Here is a 25,932-nt window from a genome sequence, read left to right as displayed (position 1 = left end):
GATCACGGTGACGCCGTCGGCGCGGGTGGTGACCTGCATCCGGTGCCGCGACACCGGGCCGGCGCCGGCGAGCGCGGTCGCCACCTGTTCGATGTCGGCGCCGCATTCCAACGCGACCGCGGCGGCACACAGGGCGTTGCCGACCTGGTGATCGCCGTAGACGCCGAGGCGCACCTGCGCCTGCCTGGTCCCGGAGGCGTCGCGGTGATGCAGCGTGAAGCACGGCCTGGCCAACTCGTCGAGCGACACCGGCCCGGCCCACAGCTGGCTGGGGCCCGCGTCGGTGTTCTCGGCGCGGCTCACCCGAACCACCCGGGCCGCGGTCACGTCGGCCATTGCCGCCACCGCCGGATCGTCGACGTTGAGGATCACCACCCCGGAGGTTGGAACAGATTGCGGCAGTTCGGATTTCGTTTGTGCGATGACGTCACGCGAGCCGAACTCGCCCAGGTGGGCGGTGCCGACGTTGAGGACCACCCCGATCGCCGGCGGGGCGATGTCGGCCAGCGCCGCGATATTGCCGGGGTGGCGCGCCGACATCTCGAGGACCAGATAGTCGGTGTCCGGCGTGGCGCGCAGCACCGTCCACGGATGTCCCAGCTCGTTGTTGAACGACCCGGGCGGGGCCACGACCTCGCCCAGCGGGTCCAGCACGGCGGCCACCAGATCCTTGGTGGAGGTCTTCCCGGATGACCCGGTGATCCCCACGATGGTCAGCCCGCCCGCCACCAGTTCGGCGGCCACCGCCTTGGCCAGTTTGGCCAGCGCCGCCAGCACCGCCGCGCCGGACCCGTCCGGGTCGTGCTCGAGCACCCCGGCCCGCGATCCGGACGCCCCCTCGGGCGCGACGACGATGGCGGGGACACCGACGGGCCGGGCGGCCAGCACCGCCACCGCACCGGCGGCGACCGCCGAGGCCGCATGGTCGTGGCCGTCCGAGCGGGCGCCCGGGAGCGCCAGGAACAGCCCCCCGGGTCCGACGGCGCGTGAGTCGAATTCCACCGTCCCGGTGACGTGGCGCTGTGCGGCGTCCTGCGGCGAGACGTCGGACAGCGTGCCGCCGACGATGTCGGCGATCTGGGCGACGGTCAGGTCGATCATCGCTCTGCCCCGTCGAGGTCGCGCAGCGCCTGGGCCAGCTCCACCCGGTCGTCGAAGGGGCGAGTGTGCCCGCCGGCGCGCTGGCCGGTCTCATGGCCCTTGCCGGCGATCAGCACCACATCACCCGGGCCCGCCCAGGCGACGGCGTGCCTGATCGCGTCGCGCCGGTCGGCGATCTCGACAATGTCTGCCGCACAACCGCTTTCGGCCGCCCCGGCCAGGATCTCGCGGCGAATCGACGCCGGGTCCTCACCGCGCGGATTGTCGTCGGTGACGACGACCAGATCGGCCAGCTCGGCCGCGGTCGCGCCCATCGGTGCCCGCTTCCCGGGGTCGCGCTCGCCGCCGGCGCCGAACACCACCGCCAGCCGGCGATCCGGACGCGCCAGGGTGGTCAGCACCGCGCGCAACGCGCCCGGTTTGTGGGCGTAGTCGACCAGCGCCAGGAAATCCTGGCCGGCGTCGATTTCCTCCATGCGGCCCGGCACGCGGGCCTGCAACAGTCCCGCCGATGCCCGGTCCGGAGACACCCCCACGGCGTCCAGGACAGCCAGTGCCACAAGGCAATTGGCGATGTTGTAGTAGCCGGGCAGCCGAACGCCGAGCTGGTGTTGCGCGCCGGTGGGGCCGACGACGGTGAATCGTTGTCCCCCGGCCCCCATCGGGGCCACGTCGATGGCGCGCCATTGCGCGGGTTGGCCCTCGGCGCTGACGGTGATCGCATCGCCGGCCCGGGCCGCCATCGAGCGACCGGCCTCGTCGTCGACGCAGACGACGGCGCGGCGGGCCCGCAGCGGGGAGTTCGGGTCGAAGAGCAACGCCTTGGCCTCGAAATAGTCGGCCATCGTCCGGTGAAAGTCGAGGTGGTCGCGGGACAGGTTGGTGAAAGCGCCGACCGCGAATGCGGTCCCGTCCACGCGGCCCAGTGCCAGCGCGTGGCTGGAGACCTCCATGACGACGGTGTCCACCCCCCGTTCGGCCATCGCCGCCAGCATCGCCTGCAGGACGGGGGCCTCCGGGGTGGTCAGCGCGCTGGGAATGTCCTCGCCGTCGATGCGAATGCCGATGGTGCCGATCAGCCCGGCGCTCCGGCCGGCGGCGCGCAGCGCGGATTCGATCAGATAGGTCGTGGTGGTCTTGCCGGACGTGCCGGTGATTCCGACGACCGTGACCCGTTCTGAGGGATTTCCGTACACCGTGGCGGCCAGCCCGCCGAGCACGCCGCGAGGGTCGGGATGCACCAGCGTCGGCACGCTCTGGGTTAGAGCGTGCATCTCGGCAACCCCGGCGGCGTCGGTCAGCACGGCGACCGCGCCGCGCTCGATCGCCCGGGCGGCGTGCCGGGCCCCGTGGGTGGCCGAACCGGCCAGCGCGGCGAACAAATCACCGGGCATCACGTCCTGGGCGCGCAGCGTCACGCCGGTGACCGTCACGTCGGGGACCGCGGTGCCGTCGGTCAGTGCTGCGTCGACCTGCGCCACCAGCGCCGACAGCGGAACGCCCGCCACGGCGCCCGGGCGTAACCCGGTGGGCACCGACACCACTTCCGTCACACCTCCCTCCGGCACCGCACGATCCTCATGATCGGCCATGACACCCTACCGAGCCGCACCCGGCCATGAGGCGATCCACGCGCGGTGAGTGACGCCGGTGGCGATCACCGCTGTCCCGTCCGGCGGCGACCCGCTAAGTGGCCTGCAGCGTCAGCGGTGGGCCCGGGTCCGGCGACAGCGGCACGTTCTCGCGCTGCATGAGCCAGCCGGCGATGTTGTGGAACAGCGGGGCCGCCGAGTGGCCCGGCGTGCCGTCCGCGTTGCGCTCCGGGTTGTCCATCATGATGCCGATGACATACCGGGGGTTGTCGACGGTGGCCATGCCCGCGAACGTGATCCAGTAGACGTTGTCGAAGTAGCAGCCGCAGGCGGGGTTGATCTGCTGTGCGGTACCGGTCTTGCCGGCCATCTGGTAGCCCGTCACCGCGGCGGCGGGACCGGTGCCCTGCTGGTAGCCCATCGGGTCGTGTTGCACGACGGCACGCAGCATGTTGCGCACGGTCTGAGCCGTCTGCGCCGAAACCACCCGCACGCCGTCCGGGCGCGGTTCTTCGGTGCGGGTCCCGTCGGGCGCGATGGTGGCCTTGAGGATCCGCGGCGGCATCCGCACCCCGTCGTTGGCGATGGTCTGGTACATGCCGGTCATCTGCAGCAGCGTCATCGAAAGGCCTTGGCCGATAGGCAGGTTGGAGAAGGTGCTGCCCGACCATTGGTCGATCGGGGGTACCAGCCCGGCGCTCTCACCGGGCAGCCCCACATTGGTGCGCTGCCCGAGCCCGAATTTGCGGACCATGTCATAGAAGCGCTCCGGGCCAACCCGCTGGGCGAGCATCAAAGTGCCGACGTTGGAGGACTTTCCGAACACACCCGTGGTGGTGTAAGGCATCACGCCGTGGTCCCACGCGTCGTGGATGGAGACCCCGCCCATCTGGATCGAACCGGGGACCTGCAGCACCTCGTCGGGATTGGACAGGCCGTACTCGATGACGGAGGACGCGGTGATCACCTTGTTCACCGACCCGGGTTCGAACGGTGAGGACACCGCCAGGTTGCCCAGCTGTCTGTCGCCCTGACGTCCGATGTCCTGGGAGGGGTCAAAGGTGTTGTCATTGGCCATGGCCAGCACTTCGCCGGTCTTCGCATCGAGCACCACGGCCGAAACATTATGCGCGCCAGACACGTTCTTCGCCTGCTGAACCTGCTGCTGCACATAGAACTGGATGTCGTCGTCGAGGGTCAGCTGCACCATCGAGCCGTTGACCGCCCGATGCCGGTTGCGGTAACTGCCGGGGATGACCACACCGTCGGATCCGCGGTCATAGGTGAGGGAGCCGTCGGTTCCGGACAGCACCGAGTCCATGGCCTCTTCCAGCCCCAGCAGCCCGTGGCCGTCCCAGTCGATGCCGCCCACGATGTTGGCGGCCAACGATCCGCCCGGATATTGGCGCAGATCTTGGCGTTCCGAACCGACCTCGGGGAATTTGTCCGAGATCGCGCTGGCGACAGCGGGATCGACGGCGCGAGCCAAATAGACGAAGTTCTCGTCGCTTTGCAGCTTCTTCAACAGGGTCGCCGAGTCGGGCTTGTTGCCCAGGCGGCCCGAGACGTCGTTGGCGATATCCCGCAACCGCTGCTGCGGGTCGGGGGCGGCCGAATTCTTGGCCCTGGCGTCGTCCAGCTGCTTGTGGATGCGTTTCGGCTGAAACGTCAGCGCACGCGATTCGATGGTGAAGGCCAATTGATCCTTGCGGCGGTCGATGATGCTGCCGCGCACCGCCTTTTCCACATCGGTGACCTTGAGTTGCCCGGCGGCCTGGGCGCGCAGCGTCGGGGCCTCGGTCACCTGCAGGGCGAACAGCTGGGCCGCGGCCACCAGCATCATCACCAGGATGACCACGTTGCCGGCGCGATGCCGGAAAACGAACGACCCGCCGCGGCTGGCCAATTGCGCGATCTGACGGGTGCGCCGCTCCCGCGCCGAGTGCCCGGATCCCACCGGCTCGGACCGCTGCGCTATACGGACATCCTTGGGCTGCTTGGCTTTGCGGAATCGCTTCGATTCCGCAACGCCGCGACCCTGTTCGCCTTGCGGCTTGGCGCGGCGTTTGGGTTGCCGGGCGGCGTTGCCCTCCAAGTCCTTACGGGGACCACGCGTCGGGCGTGTCGCCTGCGACCGGCGTGCCCGCGGGGAGTCACCGCGGCTCACCTGGGAGCACCTGGCGGTGCCACGGCGGGCCCGGGCAGGGCGCCGGTACCCGGTTGCGGCATCGGGGCGGGCGCCGGAGCGGCGGGGACGATTGGCGCAGGGGCGGCCGGGCGGCCCAGCTGCACCGGGACCGGAACCTCCGGCGGTAGGGGCGCGGGCATTTGGGCAGGAGCCGGAATGGGCAGGCCGCCCAAGGGAATCGGGACCTCGGCGGGTACCGGGGGGGCCGCGGGTCTCGCCGGTGTCGGCAGGCCCGGCGTCGGCAGCGCACCGGTCGCCGGCCCACCGGTCACGCCGGGCAGCGCACCGGTAACGGGGCCGCCTGGCATGCCGGGCAGCGTACCGGTAGCCGGCGCCGCGGGCGCACCAGGCGCGCCGGGCACCGGGGGAAGTGCCGGTGGGAAGTGCTGACCGCCCACCGTTGAGGCGCCGTCGGGTGCGCGCAGCAGCGCTTCGGGCCCGGACCTGGCCGGGGCGGGAGCGCCGGGGACCGGTTCGATCCGCATCGGGACCTCCGCGGCAGGGGCCGCCGGCTTCGGGGGCTGCGGCGCCTCGTCGGGGAGCTTGCTGTTCAGCGGCGGGGGCGGAACACCGTCAGCCGGCTTCGGGGTGCCGACGACCACCCAGCTCCCGGACGGGTCCTGGACCAGGTGCGCGGTATCCCTGGTGGGGATCATGCCCTGCTTGCGGGCGGCCTCCGCCAGCGCCGGCGCGGCTTCGGCCTGGCGGACATCGCGCTCCAGCGCTTCCTTCTGTTGCTGCAGCAACCGGGTCCGCTCCCGGGCGTGGCTCAACTTGTAGGAGCGCTCGGCGGAGTCGGTGGACAACCACAGCGTGAGACCGAGCCCCACGCCCAGCGCACCGATGACCAACACGACGAATGGGACCTTGCTCGCAAGTGTCCGCGGGCGCAGGTCGATCGATGCCAGCCGCGCGGCCAGACGCTCGGTCAGCCGAGGACGAACAACCTTGGGCGCTTTGGCTTTCCGGGCCTTGGCTCGCGCCTTGGCCTGGCTGGTGTTCTTGGCCCGGGCCGACCGCTCGGCCGGCCGGGCGACGGGGCTGGTCTGCGGTCCGGCCTTGGGCGCGCGGGTTTCGCGGGCGGGCGCCGAGGTCCTGCCGCCGCGGGTGCGTCGCGCCGCGCCGGAGTCCGGCGCCGGGCGCCTGCCCCGCCGGGCAGAACCGTCGCGCGCGCTCCGGCGGTCGGTGCCCCCGCGTCGTGTCGACGTCTCGCGGTCCGCTTTCATCAATCGCCTTTCCCGGTCGCCTGCTGTGTTTCCATTCGTTGCAGAGCCCGTAATCGCACCGCGGCGCTGCGCGGGTTGCGTTCGATCTCGGTGGCGTCGGCGCGTCCGGCACCCTGGGTCAGGGCCCGGAATCGCGGCTGGTGGCCGGGGAGTTCGACCGGCAGATCCATCGGGGTGCGGGAAGCGACCGCCTGGGTGAACAGCCGCTTGACGATCCGGTCTTCCAGCGATTGGTAGGCCAGCACCACGATGCGCCCGCCGACGGCAAGCGCGTCCAGCGCGGCCGGAAGTGCGGCGCGCAGCGAATCCAGTTCGTCGTTGACCGCGACCCGCAGCGCTTGGAAGGTGCGCTTGGCCGGATGTCCGCCGGTGCGTCGGGCCGCGGCCGGAATCGCCTCGTAGAGCAGCGCCACCAAGTCCGCGGTCGACGTGAACGGCTCCCGGGCACGCCGGCGCACGATATGCGCGGCGATGCGCCGCGCGAACCGCTCCTCGCCGTAGCGGTGCAAGATGTTCGCCAGCTGCGCCTCGTCGTAGGTGTTGAGGATGTCGGCCGCGGTCAGCGGCGCTTCGGGATCCATCCGCATGTCCAGCGGTGCGTCCTGGGCGTAGGCGAAACCCCGTTCGGCGCGATCCAGCTGCATGGACGACACACCGAGGTCGAACAGCATTCCGTCGACCGATTCGGTTGCGGCATATCCGGATTCGGCCAGCGCCGCGGCGACGCCGTCGTAGCGGGTGTGCACCAGCGTGACCCGGTCGGAAAATCGCGCCAACCGCGATCGGGTGATGTCCAGGGCGCTGGGATCGCGGTCGAGCCCGATCAGCCGCAGACCCGGCAGTTCGGTCAAGAACCGCTCCGCGTGCCCTCCCGCGCCGACGGTGGCATCGACCAGGGTCGCCCCCGTCCCGTCCGGGTGACGGCGGGTCAGCGCGGGTGTGAGCAGTGCGACGCAGCGCTCCAGCAGGACGGGCACGTGCCCGAAATCTGAATTGTCAGCCACCGCAACGCCTCCCCGGATCTGCCGGCACCCGTCGGCCTCGAGGGCCCCCACGAGAGCGGCCCGCGCGCCGCTGCGGGTCTGCACCGCCCGAGCGTGCCGGCGCGGAACCGTTCCCGGCCCGTTCCGGCCGGACCGGTGTGGCGCCTGCACATCGAGGTCCCTGCCCGAAGGCGCGAACCTGGCGTTGGGGAAGTACGCCAGGGTCGGTTCGGGCAGAGGCCACGTTGCACGGGCATGCGCCTCAGATGATGTCGCCGAGTGCTTCATCGCTGGCCGCGGAGAAGTTCTCTTCGTGGGTCTGCTGGTAGTCCTGCCAGGCCTGCGCATCCCAGATTTCGAGGTAGTCGACCGCACCGATCACCACGCAGTCCTTGGACAGGCTGGCATAACGGCGGTGGTCGGCCGACAACGTGACGCGCCCCTGGGCGTCGGGATGCTGCTCGTCGGTGCCGGCGGCGAGGTTGCGCAGGAAGGCCCTGGCGTCAGGGTTGCTCCGCGAGGCCTTGCTTGCCCGGCGGGCCAGTTGTTCGAATTCCGCCCGGGGGTAGACGGCGAGGCTGTGGTCCTGGCTCTTGGTGACCATCAACCCCCCTGCCAACGCGTCACGGAACTTGGCGGGCAGCGTCAGCCGCCCCTTGTCATCGAGTTTGGGCGTGTAGGTGCCAAGAAACACCAGCTCACCTCCTGTTCGAGGTCACCCAAACACTGCAGCCACCATACCCCACAACCCCCCACTTCGCCCCATTATCTGCTTGTCGCCGTGGTGTTTCCCGGGTTATCCGTCGTCACGGGGTTGTCGACGGCACACCAGGGGCGTGTCGGCCCCCTTTCTGCGCAGTATTCACGCCCGCCGGAACAGCTCTTCTATCAGGGAAAACACGCCCCAGTGGGGCCCGGTGGGGAATGCGGGTGGGGCCCAGTGGGGCTTAGCCGCTGGCCCACGCCTCGGTTAGGCCTCGATTACGCCGCAAAACGGCATCGACGGTTGCGCACGGGTCAGCCGGATGGCCGGAGCCTGCGACGATGACAGCCGCGCCGGCACCGAGGCTTGGAGCGCAGCGAGAAAAGCAAAACGGGGCAGCCCCTCGGCTACCCCGCGTGTCGGTCGGCGCTAGTTGTCGAAGCGGCGGCGGAACCGATCTTCCATGCGGCTGGTGAACGAACCGCCGCCCTTGTTGCGGCGTTGGCGCAGCGAGCCGGGCGCCGATCCGGAATGGTCTGACCTGCCGGACAACCGGGGACCGGTGATCCCGAACACCACTCCGCCAAACATGACGATGAAACCGAAAATGCTGAGAATGGGGACGCTGCCGCCGATCCAGGTGGCCTTGAAGGCCACTCCGGAAACCAGCATCGCCAGGCCGACGACGAACAGCGCTACGCCCTGCAGACGCCGACGGGCCGTGGGCGCGCGAAATCCTCCGCCCCGGACGCTTGAGGCGAATTTCGGGTCTTCGGCGTAGAGAGCGCTCTCGATCTGATCGAGCATCCGCTGCTCATGATCGGAGAGTGGCATTCGTCCCTCCTTGCCGACGGTTGGGCACGTGACCATCGGTACACGCGGATGCCCTTTGCGCGGGCAACTAATTGAATGATACGAGGTCAATCTGCCCCATACCACTGGTTCCGCGCCGATTCTATCCCGGTCTAATCCGGGCATCGCGCCAGACCGGAACGGCCGTGCGCTACAACCGGCTTCCCGAACCGGGGCGGCCCGTCCGTTCGGTGCCACGACCGCTCGTCGCTTCGCCGCGTGGGCGTCCGATAATGGTCGACAGCAGCCTGGTCCCCCTAGGCCACAGAACGCCGCAGCACCACATGAGTCTGATTACCGGATGAGGAGGGAACCGCGAATTGGCGATATTCCTCATCGATCTGCTCCCGCACGATATGGAGCGTCGCCTCAAAGACGCCCTGACGGTGTATGTCGATGCGATGCGATACCCGCGGGGCACCGAGCACCAGCGTGCCGCGATGTGGCTGGAACACATCCGTCGACGTGGCTGGCAAGGGGCCGGCGTCGTCGAAACCGAGGCAGCCGACGACGAGGGCGCGCAAACACCCTCGGCGGAAGATTTGACCAGCGCCCCACTGCTGGGCGTGGCCTACGGCTACCCCGGCGCGCCCGGGCAATGGTGGCAGCAGCAGGTCGTGCTGGGCATGCAGCGTGGCGGCTCGCCGCCCCAGGAGATCGCGCGGCTGATGAGTAGCTATTTCGAGTTGACCGAACTGCACATCCATCCCCGTGCCCAGGGCCGCGGCCTCGGCGAGGCGTTGGCTCGACGCCTGCTGGCGGGTCGCGCCGAACAGAATGTGCTGCTGTCGACGCCGGAAACCAATGACGAGCCCAACCGCGCCTGGCGGTTGTACCGGCGCCTGGGCTTCACCGACGTCATCCGCCGCTACCGCTTCGCCGGCGACCCGCGGGAGTTCGCGATCCTGGGCCGCGAATTGCCACTGTGACACCGCGGAACTCGGCACGCATCGAAAGATCCCACTCCGACGTGTCACTTATTTAGGCGGCACATCGGATCTGGCACGATGACCTGGTGCGCGCCAGCTCTCCCCCGTCCCACGGCCGAGGCTTCCGAGCCGCCGGGACCCGACGGCGCCGCCTGGTGGCCATCGCGATGTTGCTGCTGCTGGTGCCGCTGGCCGCCGGATGCCTGCGGGTACGGGCGTCGCTCACCATCTCCCCCGACGACCTGGTGTCCGGAGAGATCGTCGCCGCCGCGAAACCCAAGACCCCCAAGGACACCGGCCCGCAGCTGGACAGCAACAACCTGCCGTTCAGCCAGAAGGTGGCGGTGTCGAACTACGACAGCGACGGCTACGTCGGCTCTCAGGCGGTGTTCTCCGATCTGACGTTCGCCGAGCTGCCCCAGCTGGCCAACATGAACTCCGACGCCTCCGGGGTCAACCTGTCGCTGCGGCGCAACGGCAACCTGGTGATCCTGGAGGGCCGGGCGGATATGACCTCGCTGACCGATTCCGAGGCGGACGTCGAGCTCACGGTCGCCTTCCCGGGCGTGGTGACCTCCACCAACGGCGACCGGGTCGAGCCCGACGTGGTGTCGTGGAAGCTCAAGCCGGGTGTGGTGAGCACCATGACCGCCCAGGCCCGCTACACCGACCCGAACACCCGTTCCTTCACCGGCGCGGTGGTGTGGCTGGGCATCGCGTCCTTCGCGGCCGCGGGCGTGGTGGGGCTGTTGGCCTGGGTCGGCCGCGACCGGTCACCGCGCCTCACCGCACCGCGCGATCAGCCGCCGCCCACCTAGCCTTGCCGCGTAGAGCTAGCCCTGCCGGGCGGGTGACCAGTACGCGAGCATCTCCGCGAAGGTCTGGAACGCCGGCCCGGAGATCCCGTAGGTCGCCTCGAGGTGGATGCTCAGCGGGAAGCCTAGGTCGGCCACGCCGTCGATGACGCGCTTATAGAGGTCGACCATCAGCTGGCGCTTCTGCGCCGGTTCGCTGGCGGCGAGCCTCTGGACGAACTCCTGCTCGCCGGCCACCGCGGCATTGCCGGGGTCCTGGATGAGCCAATTGATCAGCCCGACCCGGCTTTCCATCTTCGGCACGAAGCCGAAGGACAGCAGGATTTCGGGCCGGTGAGCGGTTTCCCGGGCGAACTCACGCAGGAAACCCACGATCGCGTCGGAATACAACAGCTGAGTCATGCCGTAGGTGGCGCCCTGGTCGCACTTGAAGTTGAACCGGCCGTGTTCGCCGTCCCGCGTCGGGATCAGGATCACGCCGCGGTTGGTCACCAGTTCGCGATAGATCGACAGCGCGTCGGTCGGGGCGACGCCCGAGCCCTCGCCGTCGTTCATCGTGCGCGGCACGCCGACGAACACCACGCCTTCCATTCCGGCCGAGGACAACTCGGTCAGCCGCGCACGCAGCGACGGCTCGTCCATGAACGCGGTGACCTGCGTGCACAAGCCCTTGATCCCGGTCAGTTCCGGCTTGACGACCGACCAGAAGTCGAGCACATCCAGCTTGGGCTTCATCGGGACCGGACGGTCGTCGTCCTCGGCGATGATCCCGGGGATCATCACGTGCCGGATCAGGCCGTCCAGACCGGACTCGGCTGAATGCCGCACCACTTTCTGCGCCTCTTCGAGTGCCCGCTCCCGACCTTCGTCGGCGTTGGGCGGCACCAGCTCGAGCGCAATGGTGTTGAGGGTCACGCGGCTTCTCTCCGTCCAACGGCTATTGGCCTGGGGCATCTTTTGGCCGCGCAATATCCGCGCGAGCCCCAGCGCACCCGCCAGCATAGGGGCGGGTTAGTGAGGCAGTCGAAGCAACTGGGTGCACACCGCAACGCCACGCGGGACGCACCCCGGGCGGCGTGCCGAATACACTGGTCGGGCCTGGAACACCCAGCTATCCGAGCAGAAAGGGGCGCCGCGCTGAGCTCAGGAGCCACAGCAGCAGCGGCGACCGTCGAGTTGACCGGCGCCATCACCGAACAATTGCGGCGGTATCTGCACGCCCGGCGCGCCGAGACCGCCTACATCGGTGACGACTACAGCGGCCTGATCGCCGCGCTCGAAGACTTCGTGCTGGGCGGCGGTAAGCGGCTGCGGCCCGCCTTCGCCTATTGGGGCTGGCGTGCGGTGGCCACCGACGACCCCGATGACCAAGTGCTGCTGCTGTTTTCCGCACTCGAGCTGCTCCACGCCTGCGCGCTGGTGCACGACGACGTGATCGACGACTCCTCCACCCGGCGGGGCCGGCCGACCGCTCACGTCCAGTTCGCGACGCTGCACCGCGACCGGCGCTGGCAAGGCTCACCGGAACGGTTCGGCATGTCGGCCGCCATCCTGCTCGGTGACCTCGCCCTGGCCTGGGCGGACGACATCGTCTTCGGCGCCGACTTGACTCCGCAGGCCCAGCGGCGCGTCCGTCGGGTGTGGGCCAACATCCGCACCGAGGTGCTCGGTGGCCAGTACCTCGACATCGTCGCCGAGGCCAGCGCCGCCGCCTCGATCGCGTCGGCGATGAACGTCGACACCTTCAAAACCGCCTGCTACACCGTGTCGCGGCCGCTGCAGCTGGGGGTGGCCGCCGCCGCCGACAGACCCGACGTCCACGATTCCTTCAGCCAGTTCGGGACGGATCTCGGGGTGGCGTTTCAGCTACGCGACGACGTCCTGGGCGTGTTCGGTGACCCCGCGGTGACCGGTAAGCCGTCCGGGGATGACCTGCGATCCGGCAAGCGCACCGTGCTGCTGGCCGAGGCCGTCGAGTTGGCGGAGCAGTCAGACCCGGTGGCGGCCAACCTGTTACGGAGCTCGATCGGAGCCCAGCTGACCGACACCCAAGTGGATCAGCTGCGCGACGTCATCGAATCGGTGGGCGCCCTGGCCGCGGCCGAACAACGGATCGCCACGCTGACGGGTCGGGCGCTGGCCACGCTGGCCGCCGCACCCATCAACACCGCGGCCAAAGCGGGGCTGTCCGAATTGGCCAAGCTGGCCACGAACCGGTCCGCCTGAACCGATGACGACCCCGACCGACACCCCGGCCGACGACTCGCCGACAGCCAAACCCGATCGCGGAGAATGGCTTTCGCGACTGAGGGCATTCGTGGCCGCCGACGAATCCCGTCCGGCGAAACTCGGCTTACTTGGGTCGGTGCTGATCACCCTGGGTGGACTCGGAGCGGGCAGCACCCGCCAGCACGACCCGCTGCTCGAGTCAATTCACATGTCCTGGCTGCGGTTTGGTCACGGCTTGGTGCTGTCGTCGATCGTGTTGTGGGCCGGCGTCGGTCTCATGCTGATCGCCTGGCTGGGCCTGGGCCACCGCGTGCTGGCCGACGGAGCCACCGAGTTCATCATGAAGGCCACCACCGGCTTCTGGCTGGCGCCGCTACTGATCTCGGTGCCGGTCTTCAGCCGGGACACCTATTCGTATCTGGCGCAGGGCGCCTTGCTGCGCGACGGCCTGGATCCCTACGCGGTCGGACCGGTCGCCAATCCGAACATCTTGCTGGACAACGTCAGTCCCATCTGGTCGATCACGACAGCACCCTATGGGCCGGCGTTCATTCTGGTCGCAAAGCTGATCACCGTCATCGTCGGCAACAACGTGGTGGCGGGCACGATGTTGCTCCGGTTGTGCATGCTGCCCGGTCTGGCGCTGTTGATCTGGGCGACCCCCCGATTGGCGCGTCATCTGGGCGCTGACCCCTCGACGGCGCTGTGGATCTGTGTGCTCAACCCGCTGGTGCTCATCCATCTGATGGGCGGGGTGCACAACGAGATGCTGATGGTGGGCCTGATGGCCGCCGGTATCGCGCTGGCGTTCGGCGGTCGCCACGTCGCGGGCACCGCGCTGATCACCGTCGCCATCGCGGTCAAAGCGACCGCCGGCATCGCGCTGCCCTTTCTGGTGTGGGTGTGGGCGCGGGACCTGCGCGACCGGCGGGGATATCGGCCCGCGCGAGCGCTTCTCGCGGCCACGGCGATGTCGCTGCTGGTCTTCGCGGTCGTGTTCGCGATCCTGTCCGCGCTGGCCGGCGTGGGCCTGGGGTGGCTGACCGCGCTGGCCGGATCGGTGAAGATCATCAACTGGCTGACCGTGCCGACCGCGGCGGCCAACCTGATCCACGCGATCGGCAGCGGGTTGTTTCCGGTGAGCTTCTATCCGATCCTTCGAGCCACGCGGTTGGCCGGCATCGCGATCATCGCGGTCTCGCTGCCGGTGTTGTGGTGGCGGTTCCGTCGTGACGACAAGGGCGCGCTCACCGGCATCGCGTACTCGATGCTGATCGTGGTGCTGTTCGTCCCGGCCGCGTTGCCCTGGTACTACTCGTGGCCACTGGCGGTCGTGGCGCCCCTGGCCCAGTCGCGACGGGCGGTGGCGATCATCGGCGGTGTGTCGACCTGGGTGATGGTGATCTTCAAACCCGATGGCTCGCATGGCATGTACTCGTGGCTGCATTTCTCGCTGGCCACCGCCTGCGCGTTGATCGCGTGGTACTCGCTGTACCGGGTTCCCCGGCCGCCCGCCGAGCGGGCCGAGATCACCGCCGGATAGGCGGCGGGGTTCAGCAGGCCATCGCCTGTGCCCGGCGCACCACTTCCCGGGCCTGGTGGGCATGCAGCGCATCGACGGGACGGGCATTGCTGAGGGCGTCCCGGCTGCCGTCTCGGGTCACCGTCAGCGACGGGTCCCGGGTGAACAACCAGCGCACGATCTCGGTGTCGTGGTAGCCGCCGTCGTGCAGGATCGTCAACAATCCCGGCAGGCATTTGACCACCTCGCCGGATGAGGTGAAGAACACCTGCGGCACCACCACACCCTCGCCGCGCCGGACCGCGACCAGATGGCCCTCCCGGAGTTGTTGGTGCACCTTGGTAACCGGGATTCCCAGCAATTCGGCGACCCGCGGCAGGTCATAGATCGGCTCGTCGGGATCTAGCACATCGTCGCCGGCAGGAATACTGCTCATCCGCGCAAGTGTAAGCCTTGATACGCGCCTTGAACCCGTGTTCTCCCGCCCAATCACACGGTCGCACCTACGATGGCCCCGTGGCCCAAGCTCATCCGCCCGGCCGGGCCGGCCCGCATTGGCAGCGGACCGAGGTTTCGTCGGTGGACCCCTTGGACAACACTTTGCTCGACGGCCGCTACCTGATCCAGTCGAAGATCGCCAGCGGCGGCACCTCAACGGTGTACCGCGGTCTCGACACCCGGCTCGACCGTCCCGTCGCCGTGAAGGTGATGGATTCTCGCTATGCCGGTGACGAACAGTTCCTGACCCGGTTCCAGCGCGAGGCCCGCACCGTTGCCCGGCTCAAAGATCCCGGGCTGGTGGCGGTCTACGACCAGGGCTCCGACGCGCGGCATCCGTTTCTGGTGATGGAGCTCATCGAGGGCGGGACCCTGCGCGAGTTGCTGGGCGAGCGCGGACCCATGCCGCCTTATGCCGTGGCGGCGGTGCTGCGTCCGGTGCTCGGCGGCTTGGCCGCCGCGCACCGGGCCGGCCTGGTGCATCGCGATGTCAAGCCCGAGAACGTGCTGATCTCCGACGACGGCGAGGTCAAGATCGCCGACTTCGGGTTGGTACGTGCCGTCGCGGCCGCCGGAATCACCTCTACCAGCGTCATTTTGGGCACCGCGGCGTATCTGTCACCCGAACAGGTGCGCGACGGCGACGCCAGCCCGCGCAGCGACGTCTACTCCGCGGGCATCCTCACCTACGAGCTGCTGACCGGGCGCACACCCTTCACCGGTGACTCGGCGTTGTCGATCGCCTACCGGCGACTGGACACCGACGTGCCGGCACCCGGTGCGGTCATCGACGGTGTGCCCGTGCAGTTCGACCAGTTCGTGGGGCGCGCGACCGCCCGCGATCCGGCCGACCGATACGCCGACGCGACCGAGATGCAGGCCGATCTCGACGCGATTGCCGACGAGCTTGCGCTGCCGGACTTTCGGGTGCCGGCACCGCGCAACTCCGCGCAGCACAGGTCGGCCGCGCTCCACCACAGCCGGACCGGCCAGCGCCCTCCTACCGCGCAACAACCCGGGCCACCCGAGCCGGTGCGCCACCCCACCCGCCAACTGACCCGCGGCCCCGAGGATTGGCCGGAGCCACAGCGTCCGGTGTCGACCGACTCCGAACCCGACGATGACGGCGACGATGACTACGAATATGAGCCCGTCACAGGCGAATTCGCCGGTATCCCGATCAGTGAATTCGTGTGGACCCGCCAGCACAACCGGCGCATGGTGCTGGTGTGGGTGGCGCTGGTGCTCGCGCTCACCGGGTTGGTCGCGACCGCGGCGTGGACCATCGGAAGCAACCTCAACGGACTGCTCTAGCAGCCCACATCCCATCGCGGATGTGATCCCAAAACTGACGAACAACATCTGGGAACGCCTTCAGATACACAACAACCTCCAGTTAGGTGGCTGTTGCAATCACCTCCTGAACCCACGCATGGTTTTACACGATTCTGCGTCGGGTGGCCGGGCCGGGCCCGGCGAACACTGCTGTTAGTCGCGCAGCATTTCGGCGACGAGGAAGGCCAACTCCAGCGACTGCTGGGTGTTCAGCCGCGGGTCACACGCGGTCTCATAGCGGCCAACCAGGTCGGTGTCCGAAATGTCTTGCGCCCCACCAAGACACTCGGTGACGTTCTCCCCGGTGATCTCGACATGGATGCCACCGGGATGGGTCCCCAGCGCGCGGTGGACCTCGAAGAAACCCTGCACTTCGTCGACGATGCGGTCGAAGTGCCGCGTCTTGTAGCCGTTGGACGACTCGTAGGTGTTGCCGTGCATGGGATCGCACTGCCAGATCACCTGGTGGCCGGCGGCCTGGACCTTCTCCACGATCGGTGGCAGCAGATCGCGCACCTTGTTGTTGCCCATCCTGCTCACCAATGTCAGCCGGCCGGGCTTGTTGTGCGGGTCGAGCCGCTCGACGTATTCGACGGCCAGCTCCGGGGTGATCGTCGGGCCGAGCTTGATGCCGATCGGGTTGGCGATCACCTCCGCGAAGGCGACGTGCGCGCCGTCGAGCTGGCGGGTCCGCTCACCGATCCACACGGTGTGCGCCGACAGGTCATACAGCTGAGGTTCGTCGCCCTCGCTCTCGGACAGGCGCAGCATCGACCGCTCGTAGTCGAGCACCAAAGCCTCATGGCTGGCGTAGATTTCGGCGGTCTGCAGGTTGCGATCCGCCACGCCGCAGGCGCTCATGAAGCGCAGACCGCGGTCGATCTCGGTGGCCAGCGCCTCATAGCGGGCACCGGCCGGCGAGGTCCGGACGAATTGGCGGTTCCAGTCGTGGACCAGATGCAGTGACGCCAATCCCGAAGACGTCAGCGCCCGAACCAAATTCATCGCCGCGCTGGCATTGGCGTAGGCACGCACCAAACGCGACGGGTCATGCTCGCGCACCGCGGCGTCCGGGGCGAAGCCGTTGATCATGTCGCCGCGGTAGGACTTCAGTCCCAGCGCGTCGACGTCGGCCGATCGCGGTTTCGCGTACTGGCCCGCGATGCGGGCCACCTTGACCACCGGCAAGCTCGAGCCGTAGGTCAGCACGACCGCCATCTGCAGCAGGGTGCGCACATTGCCGCGGATGTGGGGTTCGGTGTTCTCCGTGAACGTCTCCGCACAGTCACCGCCCTGCAGCAGAAACGCCTCACCCCTGGCCACCTGGGCAAGCTGCTCTTGCAGCCGGACGATTTCCGACGGCACCGTCACCGGCGGCACGCTCTCCAGGACCGTGCGCATCGCCGACGCCTGATCGGCCGGCCAGCTGGGCTGCTGGGCGGCCGGCTTGGCCAGGGCCGCGTCCAGCCGCGCCCGCAGATCGGTCGGCAGCGGCGGCAGCGACGGCAGCTGGTCGATCGGTATGTCGACGGTCCAGTTCATCGGTCCATCGTAACCGCGGCGCGGACGCCCCTGGTCCCGGCTGATCAGCGCGAACGCCGTTCACCCGGGCTCGACGGCTCAGTCTCCCGATGTGATCAACCGATATCGGCGGAGCTGATCGCGGGCGTCGACCAACGCGTCGTGGGCATCGGGCGACCGCGGCGGCATCCGCGGGCTGCCTCGGTCTTCCCACAGTTGCCGCAGCTCCCGGGTGAAACGGGGGATGGCCTGCGGTAGGTCGGGCATCGGGCCCCACAGCTGGCACAAGGCCACATGGTCGTAGGCGGCCACCCACGCCCACAGCTCGATCGGCTCAGGGGCCGCCTTGCCTGAATTTAGGCCGAAGAACTCTTCCAGGTCCTCGCGGATCCGCCTGCGTGAACGCCACAGCTGCGACGCCGGGGGCGGCAACTTGGGCAGCACGTTGGCGCGCACCCACGGCCCGGCGCCCTCGGGATCGAATTCCGTGGAGACCGCGTAGTACTCGCGGCCGTCTTCGGCGGCCACCCCGATCGAGATCAGCTCGATGGTGCGGCCGTCCTCGATGAATTCGGTGTCGTAGAAGTACCGCACCGGAAGAAGCCTAGACCGGCGACGATGAGTGCCGGCACGGCACGAAAAAGGAGACGGTCGATCAAGCTCAGCCGGCGACGATGAGTGCCGGCACGGCACGAAAAAGGAGACGGCCGATCAAGCTCAGCCGGCGACGATGAGTGCCGGCACGGCACGAAAAAGGAGACGGCCGATCGAGCAGCTGCGGGCGGGGCTGGAGCTTATCTGCCGATCAGGATGGGACCGGTGGGAGCCGGGGCGGGATGAACCTCGTCGTCCAGCCTGGCATCGACCGCGTGGGGGTCCGGAAACCGTGGCGTGCCGGCGATGGCGCACTGCAAATACAACTTGGCCCGCACCACCGGGCGGCGCAGCCGCCTTTCGCGCTGCAGTGCGCGGCGCATCTTCTCCGGTTGCGTGCAGTACCGCCAGCGGGCCCAGGGAGCGTGCGGGCGCGACAGCCGGACCGCACCGATGACCAGCAGGACCACGAGGAACATGCCGAGCAAGCCGGTCCAGACCTTGCCCTTGAGCACCACCACGACGGCCAGCGGCAGCGTCAAGGCCATGGCGCCGCCCACCACGGCCCGCAGCGGCACCGAATTGGCGTCATGCCAGATCGGCAGGAAGAACATCAGCGGGTGCAGGCCCATCATCAACAGCCCGGCCACCGCCACGGCGGCAAAGACCGCATCGACCGACGAGCGGCCGTCCTCGGACCAGTAGACGTCGGACAGGTGCAGGATGAGCGCGTACTCGTCGAGGACCAGGGCGGCCCCGATCCCGAAAAAGGTGGCGGCCACCATGAACTGGGGCTCATGCCCATCGATGGACAGGGTGACCAGCGTCAGCCCGGACAACAAGGTAAGAACCACCCCGAACGTCACGTGGTGGATGTGGACTCCCCCGACGTGAACGTTGCGCGGGTGCCACCACCTGGCGGGCCGGCCGTTTTCGACGCCGTGACGGATGAAGCGCACGAACGTCCGCGTGACGAAAAACGTCAGGATGAAGGCCACCAGGCAGCACAGCAGTGGCAGGTGGCCCCGGTCGTGAATGTCATGTTCGAACCATCGGGACATCTCGCCCACGAACGAGTGGAGCACTCTTGAAACCTACGCCTTCGCGCGCCGAGGTCGTGGGAGCCGCGCTGCACCAGCGGTGTCCGGGCCCGGGCACCCATTACGCTGTTGTGCGACATGAGTACACGGCAGGCGCCCGGCGTGGGCAATCAACCCGGGTGGGCGCTGTGGTGGGGCCTGGTTTGGCTGGTGGCCACGGCGGGGCTGAGTTACGCGGCGTGGCAGTTGTTCGGGCACACGCCCTATCGCATCGACATCGACGTCTATCAGATGGGCGCCCGGGCCTGGATGGACGGGCGTCCGCTGTACAGCGGAGACGTGATGTTCCACACCCCGATCGTGGATCTGCCGTTCACCTATCCGCCGCTGGCCGCCATCGTGTTCTGCCCATTCGCCTGGATGCACATGCCGGCCGCGAGCGTCGCGATCACCGCCCTGACGTTGGTGCTACTGATCGTGTCGACGGTGATCGTGCTGACCCGGCTGGACGTCTGGAGCACCTCGACGGTGCTGCCCGGCCCGGCCTGGCTGCGCCGGTGGTGGCTGGCCATCGTCGCCGCCGCGGCGGCGACGATCTGGCTCGAGCCGATCAGCTCGAACTTCGCCTTCGGACAGATCAATGTCGTGCTGATGACGCTGGTGATCGCCGACTGCGTGCCACGCCGCACGCCGTGGCCGCGCGGGCTGTTGCTGGGGCTGGGCATGGCGCTCAAGCTGACGCCGGCGGTGTTTCTGCTCTATTTCCTGCTGCGCCGCGATAACCGGGCGACGTTGACCGCGCTCGCGTCGTTCGTGGGGGCGACGCTGCTGGGTTTCGCCCTGGCGTGGGACGACTCATGGGAGTACTGGACGCACACCCTGCATCACACCGACCGGATCGGCGCCGCGACGCTGAACACCGACCAGAACATCGCCGGCGGCCTCGCGCGGCTTGGGCTGTCCCAGCAGGAACGCTTCCTGCTGTGGGTGGCGGCGTCGCTGCTGGTGCTGGCGGTGACGGTGTGGGCGATGCGGCGGGTGCTGCGCGCCGACGAGCCCACGCTCGCGCTCGTCTGCGTCGCATTGTTCGGGCTGGTGGTCTCGCCGGTGTCGTGGTCACACCACTGGGTGTGGGTGCTGCCGGCGGTGCTGGTGACGGGAATCGTGGCCTGGCGACGCCGCAACGCGCTGCTGATGGTCATCAGCGCCATCGGGGTGGCGCTGATGAGGTGGACGCCGATCGAGCTGCTGCCCAAGCATCACGAGGCGAGCGCGGCCTGGTGGCGCCAACTTGCCGGGATGTCCTACGTGTGGTGGGCGCTGGCGGTCATCGTCGCGGCCGGCCTCACCGTGACCGCCCGCGGAGTTTCGCGGGACGCCGCTCCGCCGCGGTTGGCGCCGGTTACCGCCGTCGGCTAACCGGCAGCGGTCTCGGGAATCCGCACGGCCTCGCCGTCGGCCGCGTCACCGTCGCCGCCCTTTTTTAGGCTGGCCGCGTAAATGTCGACGTATTCCTGGCCGGACAGCCCCATCAGCTCGTAGATCACTTCGTCGGTAACCGCCCGCTCGATGAAACGGTTGCCGGCCAGCCCGTCGAACCGCGAGAAGTCCATCGGCTTGCCGAAGCGAACGGTGACCCGGCCGAACCGCAACATGTTCGTCCCGGGCGGGTTGACGACGTTGGTGCCGATCATCGCGACCGGGATCACCGGAACCCCGCTCTCCAGGGCCAGCCGCGCCAGCCCCGTCTTGCCCTTGTACAGCCGGCCGTCCGGCGACCGCGTGCCTTCGGGATACATGCCCAGCAGCTTGCCCTGGTCCAGCACCTGTTGCGCGGTCCTCAGCGCGGCCCGGGCGCTATCGGCGTCGGTACGGTCGATCGGCACCTGCCCCACGGCGGTGAAGAACCACCGCTGGAACCAGCCCTTCACACCGGTGCCGGTGAAATATTCCGCCTTCGCCAGGAACGTGATGCGGCGGCGCACCACCAGCGGAAGATAGAAACTGTCCATCACCGCCAGATGATTACTTGCCAGTATCACCGGTCCGGAACTCGGAACGTGTTCTAGGCCTTCAACTTTCGGCCGCCCCAGCAGAGACAACAGCGGGCCGAGGAGCACGTACTTGAATAGCCAGTACCACATGGCCCTCCCTCTCGGCTAACCGCTGATGTCCTGCGCCAACTGTACCCATCCCCACAAGAAGCGACCACCTGCGGCGCGGTCTCCTCACTCGTCCAGTGTGACCGGGATGTGCTGATAACGGGTCCGCGAGGCGGCATCGCCACCGTCGGTCGCGCCGCCGGGCGGACGGTCGGGTGGCGGTTCGGGTGTCGGTTTGGACGCCCGGTCGATGTCACTGGCATCACTGACGATGTCGCGGATCACCTGAAGCAAGGCGACGCTGTGGTCGGCGATCGCGGTGAGCAAGGGGTGTTGGTCGCCGGTCGCCAACGCGGCCAGCGCGCACACCGGGCACCACACCTGCTGGCACTTGCCGGTTCCGGGTCCCGCACCCGCCGTCAGCGTCGCCGCCGCGCGCACCGCGGGATCGATTCCGTCCAGAATCGACTGGGCGAGCCGGCGTAGTTCCGGCCCGATTTCGGGATGAGCCCCACTCACCTAGGCCACACCTCCGGATCTGGTCGAAAACGCACTGTCAGCTCGCCGCCTCGCAGGCGGGCGTCCAGCACCGTGCAGCGCCGCAGCACGGACGCCAGCCTCACCCTGCGCCGCAATCCGCCGGCGCTGATGATCAGGTCGTCATCGACCCGCCCCAACGTCAGCGCCGACGGATCGAGTTGCGGCAACGCTAGCCGCATCCGGTAGATGGACCCAAGTCCCGTCCCGGATTCCAGGTCGACGGTGGGCCGCAACGGGCCCGGCGGCGCGGTGCCGCCGCGGCGCCGGGCGGCGTCGAGCAGCGCCCCCAGCGCCTTGGCGCCGATCGGTTCGCCGGACAGATGCGGGGTCATCACGAGGGCCACCTCACCGATGGTGGCGTCGAGCTCGTCGAGCACACTGCGCTGCTCGGCGATGCGTTCGGTGTACCAGTAGAAGGCCGGGTGTTCGGGCAGGTTGCGGTACTCGTACGACTCGTCTTGCAGCAGAACCTGGTTCACGATCAATTCTTCGACGCGCACACCCATCAAGGCCAGCGACCCCAGCGTGCGGGCCGCCTCCGCGGCGACCACCCGTTCGGGGGTCAACACCAGATGCGCACTGACCAGCTCACCGTCGGTGAGCAACGCGCCGAGCGCCTCCACGCCGGCGCTGATGCGCTCGAGCAGCGCCACCACCGCCGCCGACCGGGCGTCCTCGGCCGTGACGGATAACCGGCGATGCCGCGGCCACGCCCGCTCGACGTACAGGCCGAAGGTGGCGGGCAACGTCAACATCCGCAGGGCATCCGCGGTCGACGCGCAATCGACCACCACGCGGTCCCATCGCCCGGAGCCGGCCAACTCACCGACCGCGTACAGGCCGAGCACCTCCTGAACACCGGGTAGCGCCGAAAGCTCTTCGGGCGCAATGGTGCTCAGTTCGGAGTCGGGGAACCGCCGGTCCAACGTGGCGACGACGTCACGCCATCGGACCTCGAGCAGGGCCAGGGTGTTCAAGGCCAGCGCATCGAGAAACCCGCCGCCGGCCTCCGCCTGCCCGGTTTCGAGGTCGGCGAGCACCCGTACCAGCTCGCCCTGGCTGGGCGGGACGGGGATGCCCAGCACGTCACCCAGCGAGTGCGCCTGGTCGGTGGACACCACCAGCACCCGCTGCCCCGCGCTCGCGGCACTGACCGCGGTGGCGCAAGCCAGGGTGGATTTCCCTACCCCGCCTTTGCCAACGAACAGACTGATCCGGGCCGGGGTGGGCTCAGCCGTTTCACTCAGCCTCGACTCGTTTCTTCAGATCCTTCAACGCGGTGTCGGTCAAGCGCCGCTCGGCCTTGCGCTTGAGCAGACCGATCATCGGCATGGCCAGGTCGACGGAGAGTTCGTAGGTGACTTCGGTGCCGGATCCCTTGGACGCCAACCGGTATGAGCCTTCGAGGGAGCGAAGCAGTGAGCTCGAGACCAGGGTCCAGCTGACCGATCGGCGATCTTTGGGCCATTGGTAGGACATGACCATGGTGTCTTTGAGGACGGTGGCGTCCATGACGATCCGCGCCACTTTCGGGTAGCCGTCGGCGTCCTTCTCCTGCACCTCGGCTTCCTTGTATTCGGAGATCCATTGCGGATAGGAATCGATATCCGCGATCACCCGCATCACGGTGCCCGGGTCGGCTTCGATGTAGATGGTTTGCGTCGTCTTCTCCGCCACCTGGTTGCTGCCCTCTCTCCCGCAAGCGGATCGACCCCGGCTTCCTGGGCCTGCCGTGCAGGGACCCCCGCGGGTCTCGGTCCGACACGGTACTCTCTGCGCGGACCCGACCCGGCTAAACTACCGGAGAAACTCCGACCGGACGTGACCGTTCCAGTGTCGTCTTGACCTCAAAGGCCATTTTTTTGCCCGCCACGCGGCGGCGGTGTGTCATTTTCGCCAGGTTCAGCTTGGCCAGCTGCCAGGCCGCCACCCCGGTGGGCTCGGCGTGCAGGAAGTAGTGCAGCACGACCCCGTCCAGCGACGGTTCCAGCCAGACCTCCATTGTCCCGGTCAACGCGCCGGTGACCGACCAGCGGATGCCCTTGTCGGCGCGGTCCTCGACGACCTGCAGCCGCAGGTCCGGCCACCAGCGGCGCCAGCTCGACTGATCTGCGACCGCGGCGCCCACTCGTGCGCCGGCGGCGGCCACAAACGTCTCATCCGCGATCTGGATGCTGTTCATGCCCACAGCTTCACACACGGGCCCACGGTGTCCCGTCGAGGGCGGGCCGGGCGTCGCGGCGGGCCATCGCGGTCCGGCCTCACCGACTCCGGCCGTGCTGGATCGATGCTCGGATTAGGCTGGTCAACGTACAACCCGGCTGCCGGGAAACGTCACGAGGTCAATCGAGGTCATGAGAGTGCGTGAGTACAGCGTCCCCGCCCGTTTTTCGGTCGACGAAGACGACAACATCGCGAGGATGGTCTTCGAACACGAGCGCGATGATCCGAACTTTGTCATCTACCAACGCCAGGTCGACGGCGAGTGGACCGACGTCACCTGCGCCGAGGCGGCCGGTCAGATCCGCTCGGCCGCACTGGGTTTGATCGCCCTGGGCGTGCAGGCCGGCGACCGGGTCTCGATCTTCTGTGCCACCTGCTACGAATGGGCGATCCTCGACCTGGCGATCCTGTCGGTGGGCGCGGTCACCGTGCCGATCTACGAGACGTCCTCGGCCGAACAGGTGCGCTGGGTGCTGCAGGACTCCGAGGCGGTGTTGGCGTTCGCCGAGACCGACGAACACGCGGCGATGGTCACCGAGCTGACCGCCGAACTGCCCGCCCTGCGCCGGGTGCTGCACATCGACGGTTCGGGCCCCAAGGCGCTCGACCAGCTTGTCGAGGCCGGCGAGTCGGTCGAGCCGGCCGAGCTGACCGCGCGCCTCGAGGCCCTGCGGGCCCACGATCCCGCGACACTCATCTACACCTCGGGCACCACCGGGCGGCCCAAGGGCTGCCAGCTGACACACTCCAACCTGCTGTATGAGACCCGCGGCGCCAAGGAAAGCCTGCCGACGCTGCTCGACAAGGGGCAGCGGCTGCTGATCTTCCTGCCGCTGGCCCACGTGCTGGCGCGCTCGCTCACCTTGTCCGCGTTCGCCAACAAGGTGACCGTCGGATTCACCAGCGACATCAAGAACCTGCTGCCGATGTTTGCCGTGTTCAAACCGACCGTGGTGGTGTCGGTGCCGAGGGTGTTCGAAAAGGTCTACAACACGGCCGAGCAAAACGCCGCAAACGACGGCAAGGGCCGGATCTTCGCCATGGCCGTGCAGACCGCCGTCGACTGGAGCGAGGCGCAGGACCGCGGCCGGCGGGGGCCGCTGCTGCGCGTCAAGCATGCGTTGTTCGACCGGCTGGTGTACGCCAAGCTGCGCGCGGCGCTCGGCGGCGACTGTCGCGCGTCCGTGTCGGGCGGCGCGCCGCTGGGGTCGCGACTCGGGCACTTCTACCGCGGCGTGGGGCTGACCATCCATGAGGGCTACGGGCTGACCGAGACCAGCTCGGCGATCACCGTCAACCAGGTCGGCAATGTCAAGGTCGGCACCGTCGGAACGTTGTTGCCCGGCAACAGCATGCGCATCGCCGACGACGGCGAGCTGCTGGTGCGCGGCGGCGTGGTGTTCACCGGCTACTGGCGCAACGAGCAGGCCACCGACGACGCCTTCACCGACGGCTGGTTCAAGACCGGAGACCTGGGCGTGCTCGACGAGGACGGCTTTTTGAAGATCACCGGGCGGAAAAAGGAAATCATCGTCACCGCGGGCGGCAAGAACGTCGCCCCCGCCGCCCTGGAGGACCGGCTGCGGGCGCATCCGCTGATCAGTCAGGCCATGGTGGTCGGCGACGCCAAACCGTTCATCGGCGCGTTGATCACCATCGATCCCGAGGCGTTCGACGGCTGGAAGCAGCGCAACCAGAAGGGGGCCGGCGCCTCGGTGGCCGATCTGGCCACCGACCCGGACCTCGTCGCCGAGGTGGACGCGGCCATCAAGGACGCCAATCAGGCGGTGTCACACGCCGAGTCGATCCGCAAGTTCCGCATCCTGCCGGTCGATTTCACCGAGGACACCGGCGAATTGACGCCGACGATGAAGGTCAAGCGCCGCGTGGTGGCCGAGAAGTTCGCCTCCGACATCGAATCGATCTACGCCAGTTAATC

Annotated in this window: 24 protein-coding genes; 7 read left to right on the top strand and 17 right to left on the bottom strand. The window is 68.5% G+C overall.

Translation table 11 applies throughout. The features are described from left to right. The 7 genes from murF to Q0W90_RS06340 form a co-directional block, all read right to left on the bottom strand. A partial coding sequence (gene murF / locus Q0W90_RS06370; protein ID WP_297773656.1) for a UDP-N-acetylmuramoyl-tripeptide--D-alanyl-D-alanine ligase occupies window positions 1–1,101 on the bottom strand: 1,101 nt, incomplete at its 3' end. After that, window positions 1,098–2,693 (bottom strand): UDP-N-acetylmuramoyl-L-alanyl-D-glutamate--2,6-diaminopimelate ligase, encoded by a 1,596-nt coding sequence (locus Q0W90_RS06365; RefSeq protein ID WP_297773653.1) that lies wholly within the window; start codon window positions 2,691–2,693, stop codon window positions 1,098–1,100. The genes Q0W90_RS06365 and murF, both read right to left, overlap by 4 nt. A 94-nt stretch (window positions 2,694–2,787) precedes the next feature. Beyond that, window positions 2,788–4,860: a penicillin-binding protein 2 gene (locus Q0W90_RS06360; RefSeq protein WP_297592843.1), complete on the bottom strand. Its 2,073-nt coding sequence runs from the start codon at window positions 4,858–4,860 to the stop codon at window positions 2,788–2,790. Further along, complete coding sequence (locus Q0W90_RS06355) at window positions 4,857–6,107, bottom strand: hypothetical protein (RefSeq protein ID WP_297592845.1); 1,251 nt, start codon at window positions 6,105–6,107, stop codon at window positions 4,857–4,859. Before Q0W90_RS06355 ends, Q0W90_RS06360 begins: the two co-directional genes overlap by 4 nt. Further along, a complete protein-coding gene (gene rsmH, locus Q0W90_RS06350) occupies window positions 6,107–7,378 on the bottom strand; it encodes a 16S rRNA (cytosine(1402)-N(4))-methyltransferase RsmH (protein WP_297592847.1) in 1,272 nt (423 codons plus the stop codon). The genes Q0W90_RS06355 and rsmH overlap by 1 nt, the downstream gene beginning before the upstream one ends. Continuing rightward, on the bottom strand, window positions 7,353–7,784 hold the full coding sequence (gene mraZ / locus Q0W90_RS06345; protein ID WP_297592849.1) for a division/cell wall cluster transcriptional repressor MraZ: 432 nt from the start codon (window positions 7,782–7,784) through the stop codon (window positions 7,353–7,355). Before mraZ ends, rsmH begins: the two co-directional genes overlap by 26 nt. 438 nt (window positions 7,785–8,222) lie before the next feature. After that, window positions 8,223–8,627, bottom strand: coding sequence for a DUF3040 domain-containing protein (locus Q0W90_RS06340; RefSeq protein ID WP_297592851.1), 405 nt, complete (start codon window positions 8,625–8,627; stop codon window positions 8,223–8,225). A gap of 338 nt (window positions 8,628–8,965) precedes the next feature. Between Q0W90_RS06340 and Q0W90_RS06335 the strand changes: the two genes are divergently transcribed. Both Q0W90_RS06335 and Q0W90_RS06330 read left to right on the top strand, forming a co-directional pair. Beyond that, window positions 8,966–9,574 carry an N-acetyltransferase gene (locus Q0W90_RS06335; protein WP_297592853.1) on the top strand — a complete coding sequence of 203 codons (609 nt, stop codon included), beginning with the start codon at window positions 8,966–8,968 and terminating at the stop codon, window positions 9,572–9,574. 167 nt (window positions 9,575–9,741) lie between these two features. After that, the gene (locus Q0W90_RS06330; RefSeq protein WP_297592953.1) at window positions 9,742–10,392 is read left to right on the top strand and encodes a DUF3153 domain-containing protein; all 651 of its coding nucleotides are present in this window, start codon (window positions 9,742–9,744) and stop codon (window positions 10,390–10,392) included. Between the two features lie 15 nt (window positions 10,393–10,407). On the opposite strand, the gene Q0W90_RS06325 is transcribed toward Q0W90_RS06330, so the two are convergent. Next, the gene (locus tag Q0W90_RS06325; RefSeq protein WP_297592855.1) at window positions 10,408–11,304 is read right to left on the bottom strand and encodes a mycobacterial-type methylenetetrahydrofolate reductase; all 897 of its coding nucleotides are present in this window, start codon (window positions 11,302–11,304) and stop codon (window positions 10,408–10,410) included. Between the two features lie 261 nt (window positions 11,305–11,565). On the opposite strand from Q0W90_RS06325, the gene idsA2 reads away from it, so the two are divergent. Together idsA2 and Q0W90_RS06315 are read left to right on the top strand one after the other, a co-directional pair. Further along, window positions 11,566–12,615, top strand: a complete 1,050-nt coding sequence (gene idsA2 / locus Q0W90_RS06320; RefSeq protein WP_297700625.1) for a bifunctional (2E,6E)-farnesyl/geranyl diphosphate synthase — start codon at window positions 11,566–11,568, stop codon at window positions 12,613–12,615. A 4-nt stretch (window positions 12,616–12,619) separates the two neighbouring features. Then, the gene (locus tag Q0W90_RS06315; protein WP_297773649.1) at window positions 12,620–14,161 is read left to right on the top strand and encodes an alpha-(1->6)-mannopyranosyltransferase A; all 1,542 of its coding nucleotides are present in this window, start codon (window positions 12,620–12,622) and stop codon (window positions 14,159–14,161) included. 10 nt (window positions 14,162–14,171) lie between these two features. Here the strand turns inward: Q0W90_RS06315 and Q0W90_RS06310 are convergent, their stop codons facing one another. Then, window positions 14,172–14,576 carry an Rv2175c family DNA-binding protein gene (locus tag Q0W90_RS06310; protein ID WP_297700628.1) on the bottom strand — a complete coding sequence of 135 codons (405 nt, stop codon included), beginning with the start codon at window positions 14,574–14,576 and terminating at the stop codon, window positions 14,172–14,174. 143 nt (window positions 14,577–14,719) lie between these two features. On the opposite strand from Q0W90_RS06310, the gene Q0W90_RS06305 reads away from it, so the two are divergent. Continuing rightward, window positions 14,720–15,952, top strand: coding sequence for a protein kinase (locus tag Q0W90_RS06305; RefSeq protein WP_297773666.1), 1,233 nt, complete (start codon window positions 14,720–14,722; stop codon window positions 15,950–15,952). A 174-nt stretch (window positions 15,953–16,126) separates the two neighbouring features. On the opposite strand, the gene Q0W90_RS06300 is transcribed toward Q0W90_RS06305, so the two are convergent. The 3 genes from Q0W90_RS06300 to Q0W90_RS06290 all read right to left on the bottom strand — a co-directional run bounded on the left by Q0W90_RS06300 (window position 16,127) and on the right by Q0W90_RS06290 (window position 19,149). Next, window positions 16,127–17,515 carry a class II 3-deoxy-7-phosphoheptulonate synthase gene (locus Q0W90_RS06300; RefSeq protein WP_297592867.1) on the bottom strand — a complete coding sequence of 463 codons (1,389 nt, stop codon included), beginning with the start codon at window positions 17,513–17,515 and terminating at the stop codon, window positions 16,127–16,129. Window positions 17,516–17,593: 78 nt separating this feature from the next. After that, on the bottom strand, window positions 17,594–18,088 hold the full coding sequence (locus tag Q0W90_RS06295; protein ID WP_297592869.1) for a polyadenylate-specific 3'-exoribonuclease AS: 495 nt from the start codon (window positions 18,086–18,088) through the stop codon (window positions 17,594–17,596). 200 nt (window positions 18,089–18,288) lie between these two features. Continuing rightward, window positions 18,289–19,149: a hypothetical protein gene (locus tag Q0W90_RS06290; RefSeq protein ID WP_297592957.1), complete on the bottom strand. Its 861-nt coding sequence runs from the start codon at window positions 19,147–19,149 to the stop codon at window positions 18,289–18,291. 117 nt (window positions 19,150–19,266) lie between these two features. On the opposite strand from Q0W90_RS06290, the gene Q0W90_RS06285 reads away from it, so the two are divergent. Further along, the gene (locus Q0W90_RS06285) at window positions 19,267–20,547 is read left to right on the top strand and encodes a glycosyltransferase 87 family protein (protein WP_297773646.1); all 1,281 of its coding nucleotides are present in this window, start codon (window positions 19,267–19,269) and stop codon (window positions 20,545–20,547) included. Here the strand turns inward: Q0W90_RS06285 and Q0W90_RS06280 are convergent. The 5 genes from Q0W90_RS06280 to Q0W90_RS06260 form a co-directional block, all read right to left on the bottom strand. Further along, window positions 20,544–21,272 carry a lysophospholipid acyltransferase family protein gene (locus Q0W90_RS06280; protein WP_297592873.1) on the bottom strand — a complete coding sequence of 243 codons (729 nt, stop codon included), beginning with the start codon at window positions 21,270–21,272 and terminating at the stop codon, window positions 20,544–20,546. The two genes, Q0W90_RS06285 and Q0W90_RS06280, sit on opposite strands and share 4 nt — an antisense overlap. Before the next feature lie 84 nt (window positions 21,273–21,356). Beyond that, window positions 21,357–21,749, bottom strand: coding sequence for a hypothetical protein (locus tag Q0W90_RS06275; protein WP_297773644.1), 393 nt, complete (start codon window positions 21,747–21,749; stop codon window positions 21,357–21,359). After that, window positions 21,746–23,017 (bottom strand): ArsA family ATPase, encoded by a 1,272-nt coding sequence (locus Q0W90_RS06270; RefSeq protein ID WP_297592959.1) that lies wholly within the window; start codon window positions 23,015–23,017, stop codon window positions 21,746–21,748. Before Q0W90_RS06270 ends, Q0W90_RS06275 begins: the two co-directional genes overlap by 4 nt. Next, window positions 23,010–23,447: an SRPBCC family protein gene (locus Q0W90_RS06265; protein ID WP_297592877.1), complete on the bottom strand. Its 438-nt coding sequence runs from the start codon at window positions 23,445–23,447 to the stop codon at window positions 23,010–23,012. The genes Q0W90_RS06270 and Q0W90_RS06265 overlap by 8 nt, the downstream gene beginning before the upstream one ends. 115 nt (window positions 23,448–23,562) lie before the next feature. Next, entirely contained in the window at window positions 23,563–23,952 is a 390-nt protein-coding gene (locus Q0W90_RS06260; protein WP_297592883.1) for a polyketide cyclase / dehydrase and lipid transport, read from the bottom strand. Window positions 23,953–24,130: 178 nt separating this feature from the next. Here Q0W90_RS06260 and Q0W90_RS06255 point away from each other — a divergent pair, with 178 nt between their 5' ends. Further along, a complete protein-coding gene (locus Q0W90_RS06255) occupies window positions 24,131–25,930 on the top strand; it encodes a long-chain fatty acid--CoA ligase (protein WP_297773662.1) in 1,800 nt (599 codons plus the stop codon). Window positions 25,931–25,932: the final 2 nt, after the last annotated feature.

The sequence above is a fragment of the Mycobacterium sp. genome, from assembly GCF_025933915.1.
GTDB lineage: Bacteria > Actinomycetota > Actinomycetes > Mycobacteriales > Mycobacteriaceae > Mycobacterium.
The sequence above is the reverse complement of the archived record's forward strand: the minus strand, read 5'-3'. Positions and strand labels throughout refer to the sequence as shown.

Bases quoted from the DNA above. Each gene is read 5' to 3' on its own strand.
- Q0W90_RS06365 (WP_297773653.1), bottom strand. From the start codon at position 2,693: ATGGCCGATCATGAGGATCGTGCGGTGCCGGAGGGAGGTGTGACGGAA.
- Q0W90_RS06355 (WP_297592845.1), bottom strand. From the start codon at position 6,107: ATGAAAGCGGACCGCGAGACGTCGACACGACGCGGGGGCACCGACCGC.
- rsmH (WP_297592847.1), bottom strand. From the start codon at position 7,378: ATGAAGCACTCGGCGACATCATCTGAGGCGCATGCCCGTGCAACGTGG.
- Q0W90_RS06340 (WP_297592851.1), bottom strand. From the start codon at position 8,627: ATGCCACTCTCCGATCATGAGCAGCGGATGCTCGATCAGATCGAGAGC.
- Q0W90_RS06330 (WP_297592953.1), top strand. From the start codon at position 9,742: ATGTTGCTGCTGCTGGTGCCGCTGGCCGCCGGATGCCTGCGGGTACGG.
- Q0W90_RS06315 (WP_297773649.1), top strand. From the start codon at position 12,620: ATGACGACCCCGACCGACACCCCGGCCGACGACTCGCCGACAGCCAAA.
- Q0W90_RS06310 (WP_297700628.1), bottom strand. From the start codon at position 14,576: ATGAGCAGTATTCCTGCCGGCGACGATGTGCTAGATCCCGACGAGCCG.
- Q0W90_RS06300 (WP_297592867.1), bottom strand. From the start codon at position 17,515: ATGAACTGGACCGTCGACATACCGATCGACCAGCTGCCGTCGCTGCCG.
- Q0W90_RS06290 (WP_297592957.1), bottom strand. From the start codon at position 19,149: ATGTCCCGATGGTTCGAACATGACATTCACGACCGGGGCCACCTGCCA.
- Q0W90_RS06285 (WP_297773646.1), top strand. From the start codon at position 19,267: ATGAGTACACGGCAGGCGCCCGGCGTGGGCAATCAACCCGGGTGGGCG.
- Q0W90_RS06280 (WP_297592873.1), bottom strand. From the start codon at position 21,272: ATGTGGTACTGGCTATTCAAGTACGTGCTCCTCGGCCCGCTGTTGTCT.
- Q0W90_RS06260 (WP_297592883.1), bottom strand. From the start codon at position 23,952: ATGAACAGCATCCAGATCGCGGATGAGACGTTTGTGGCCGCCGCCGGC.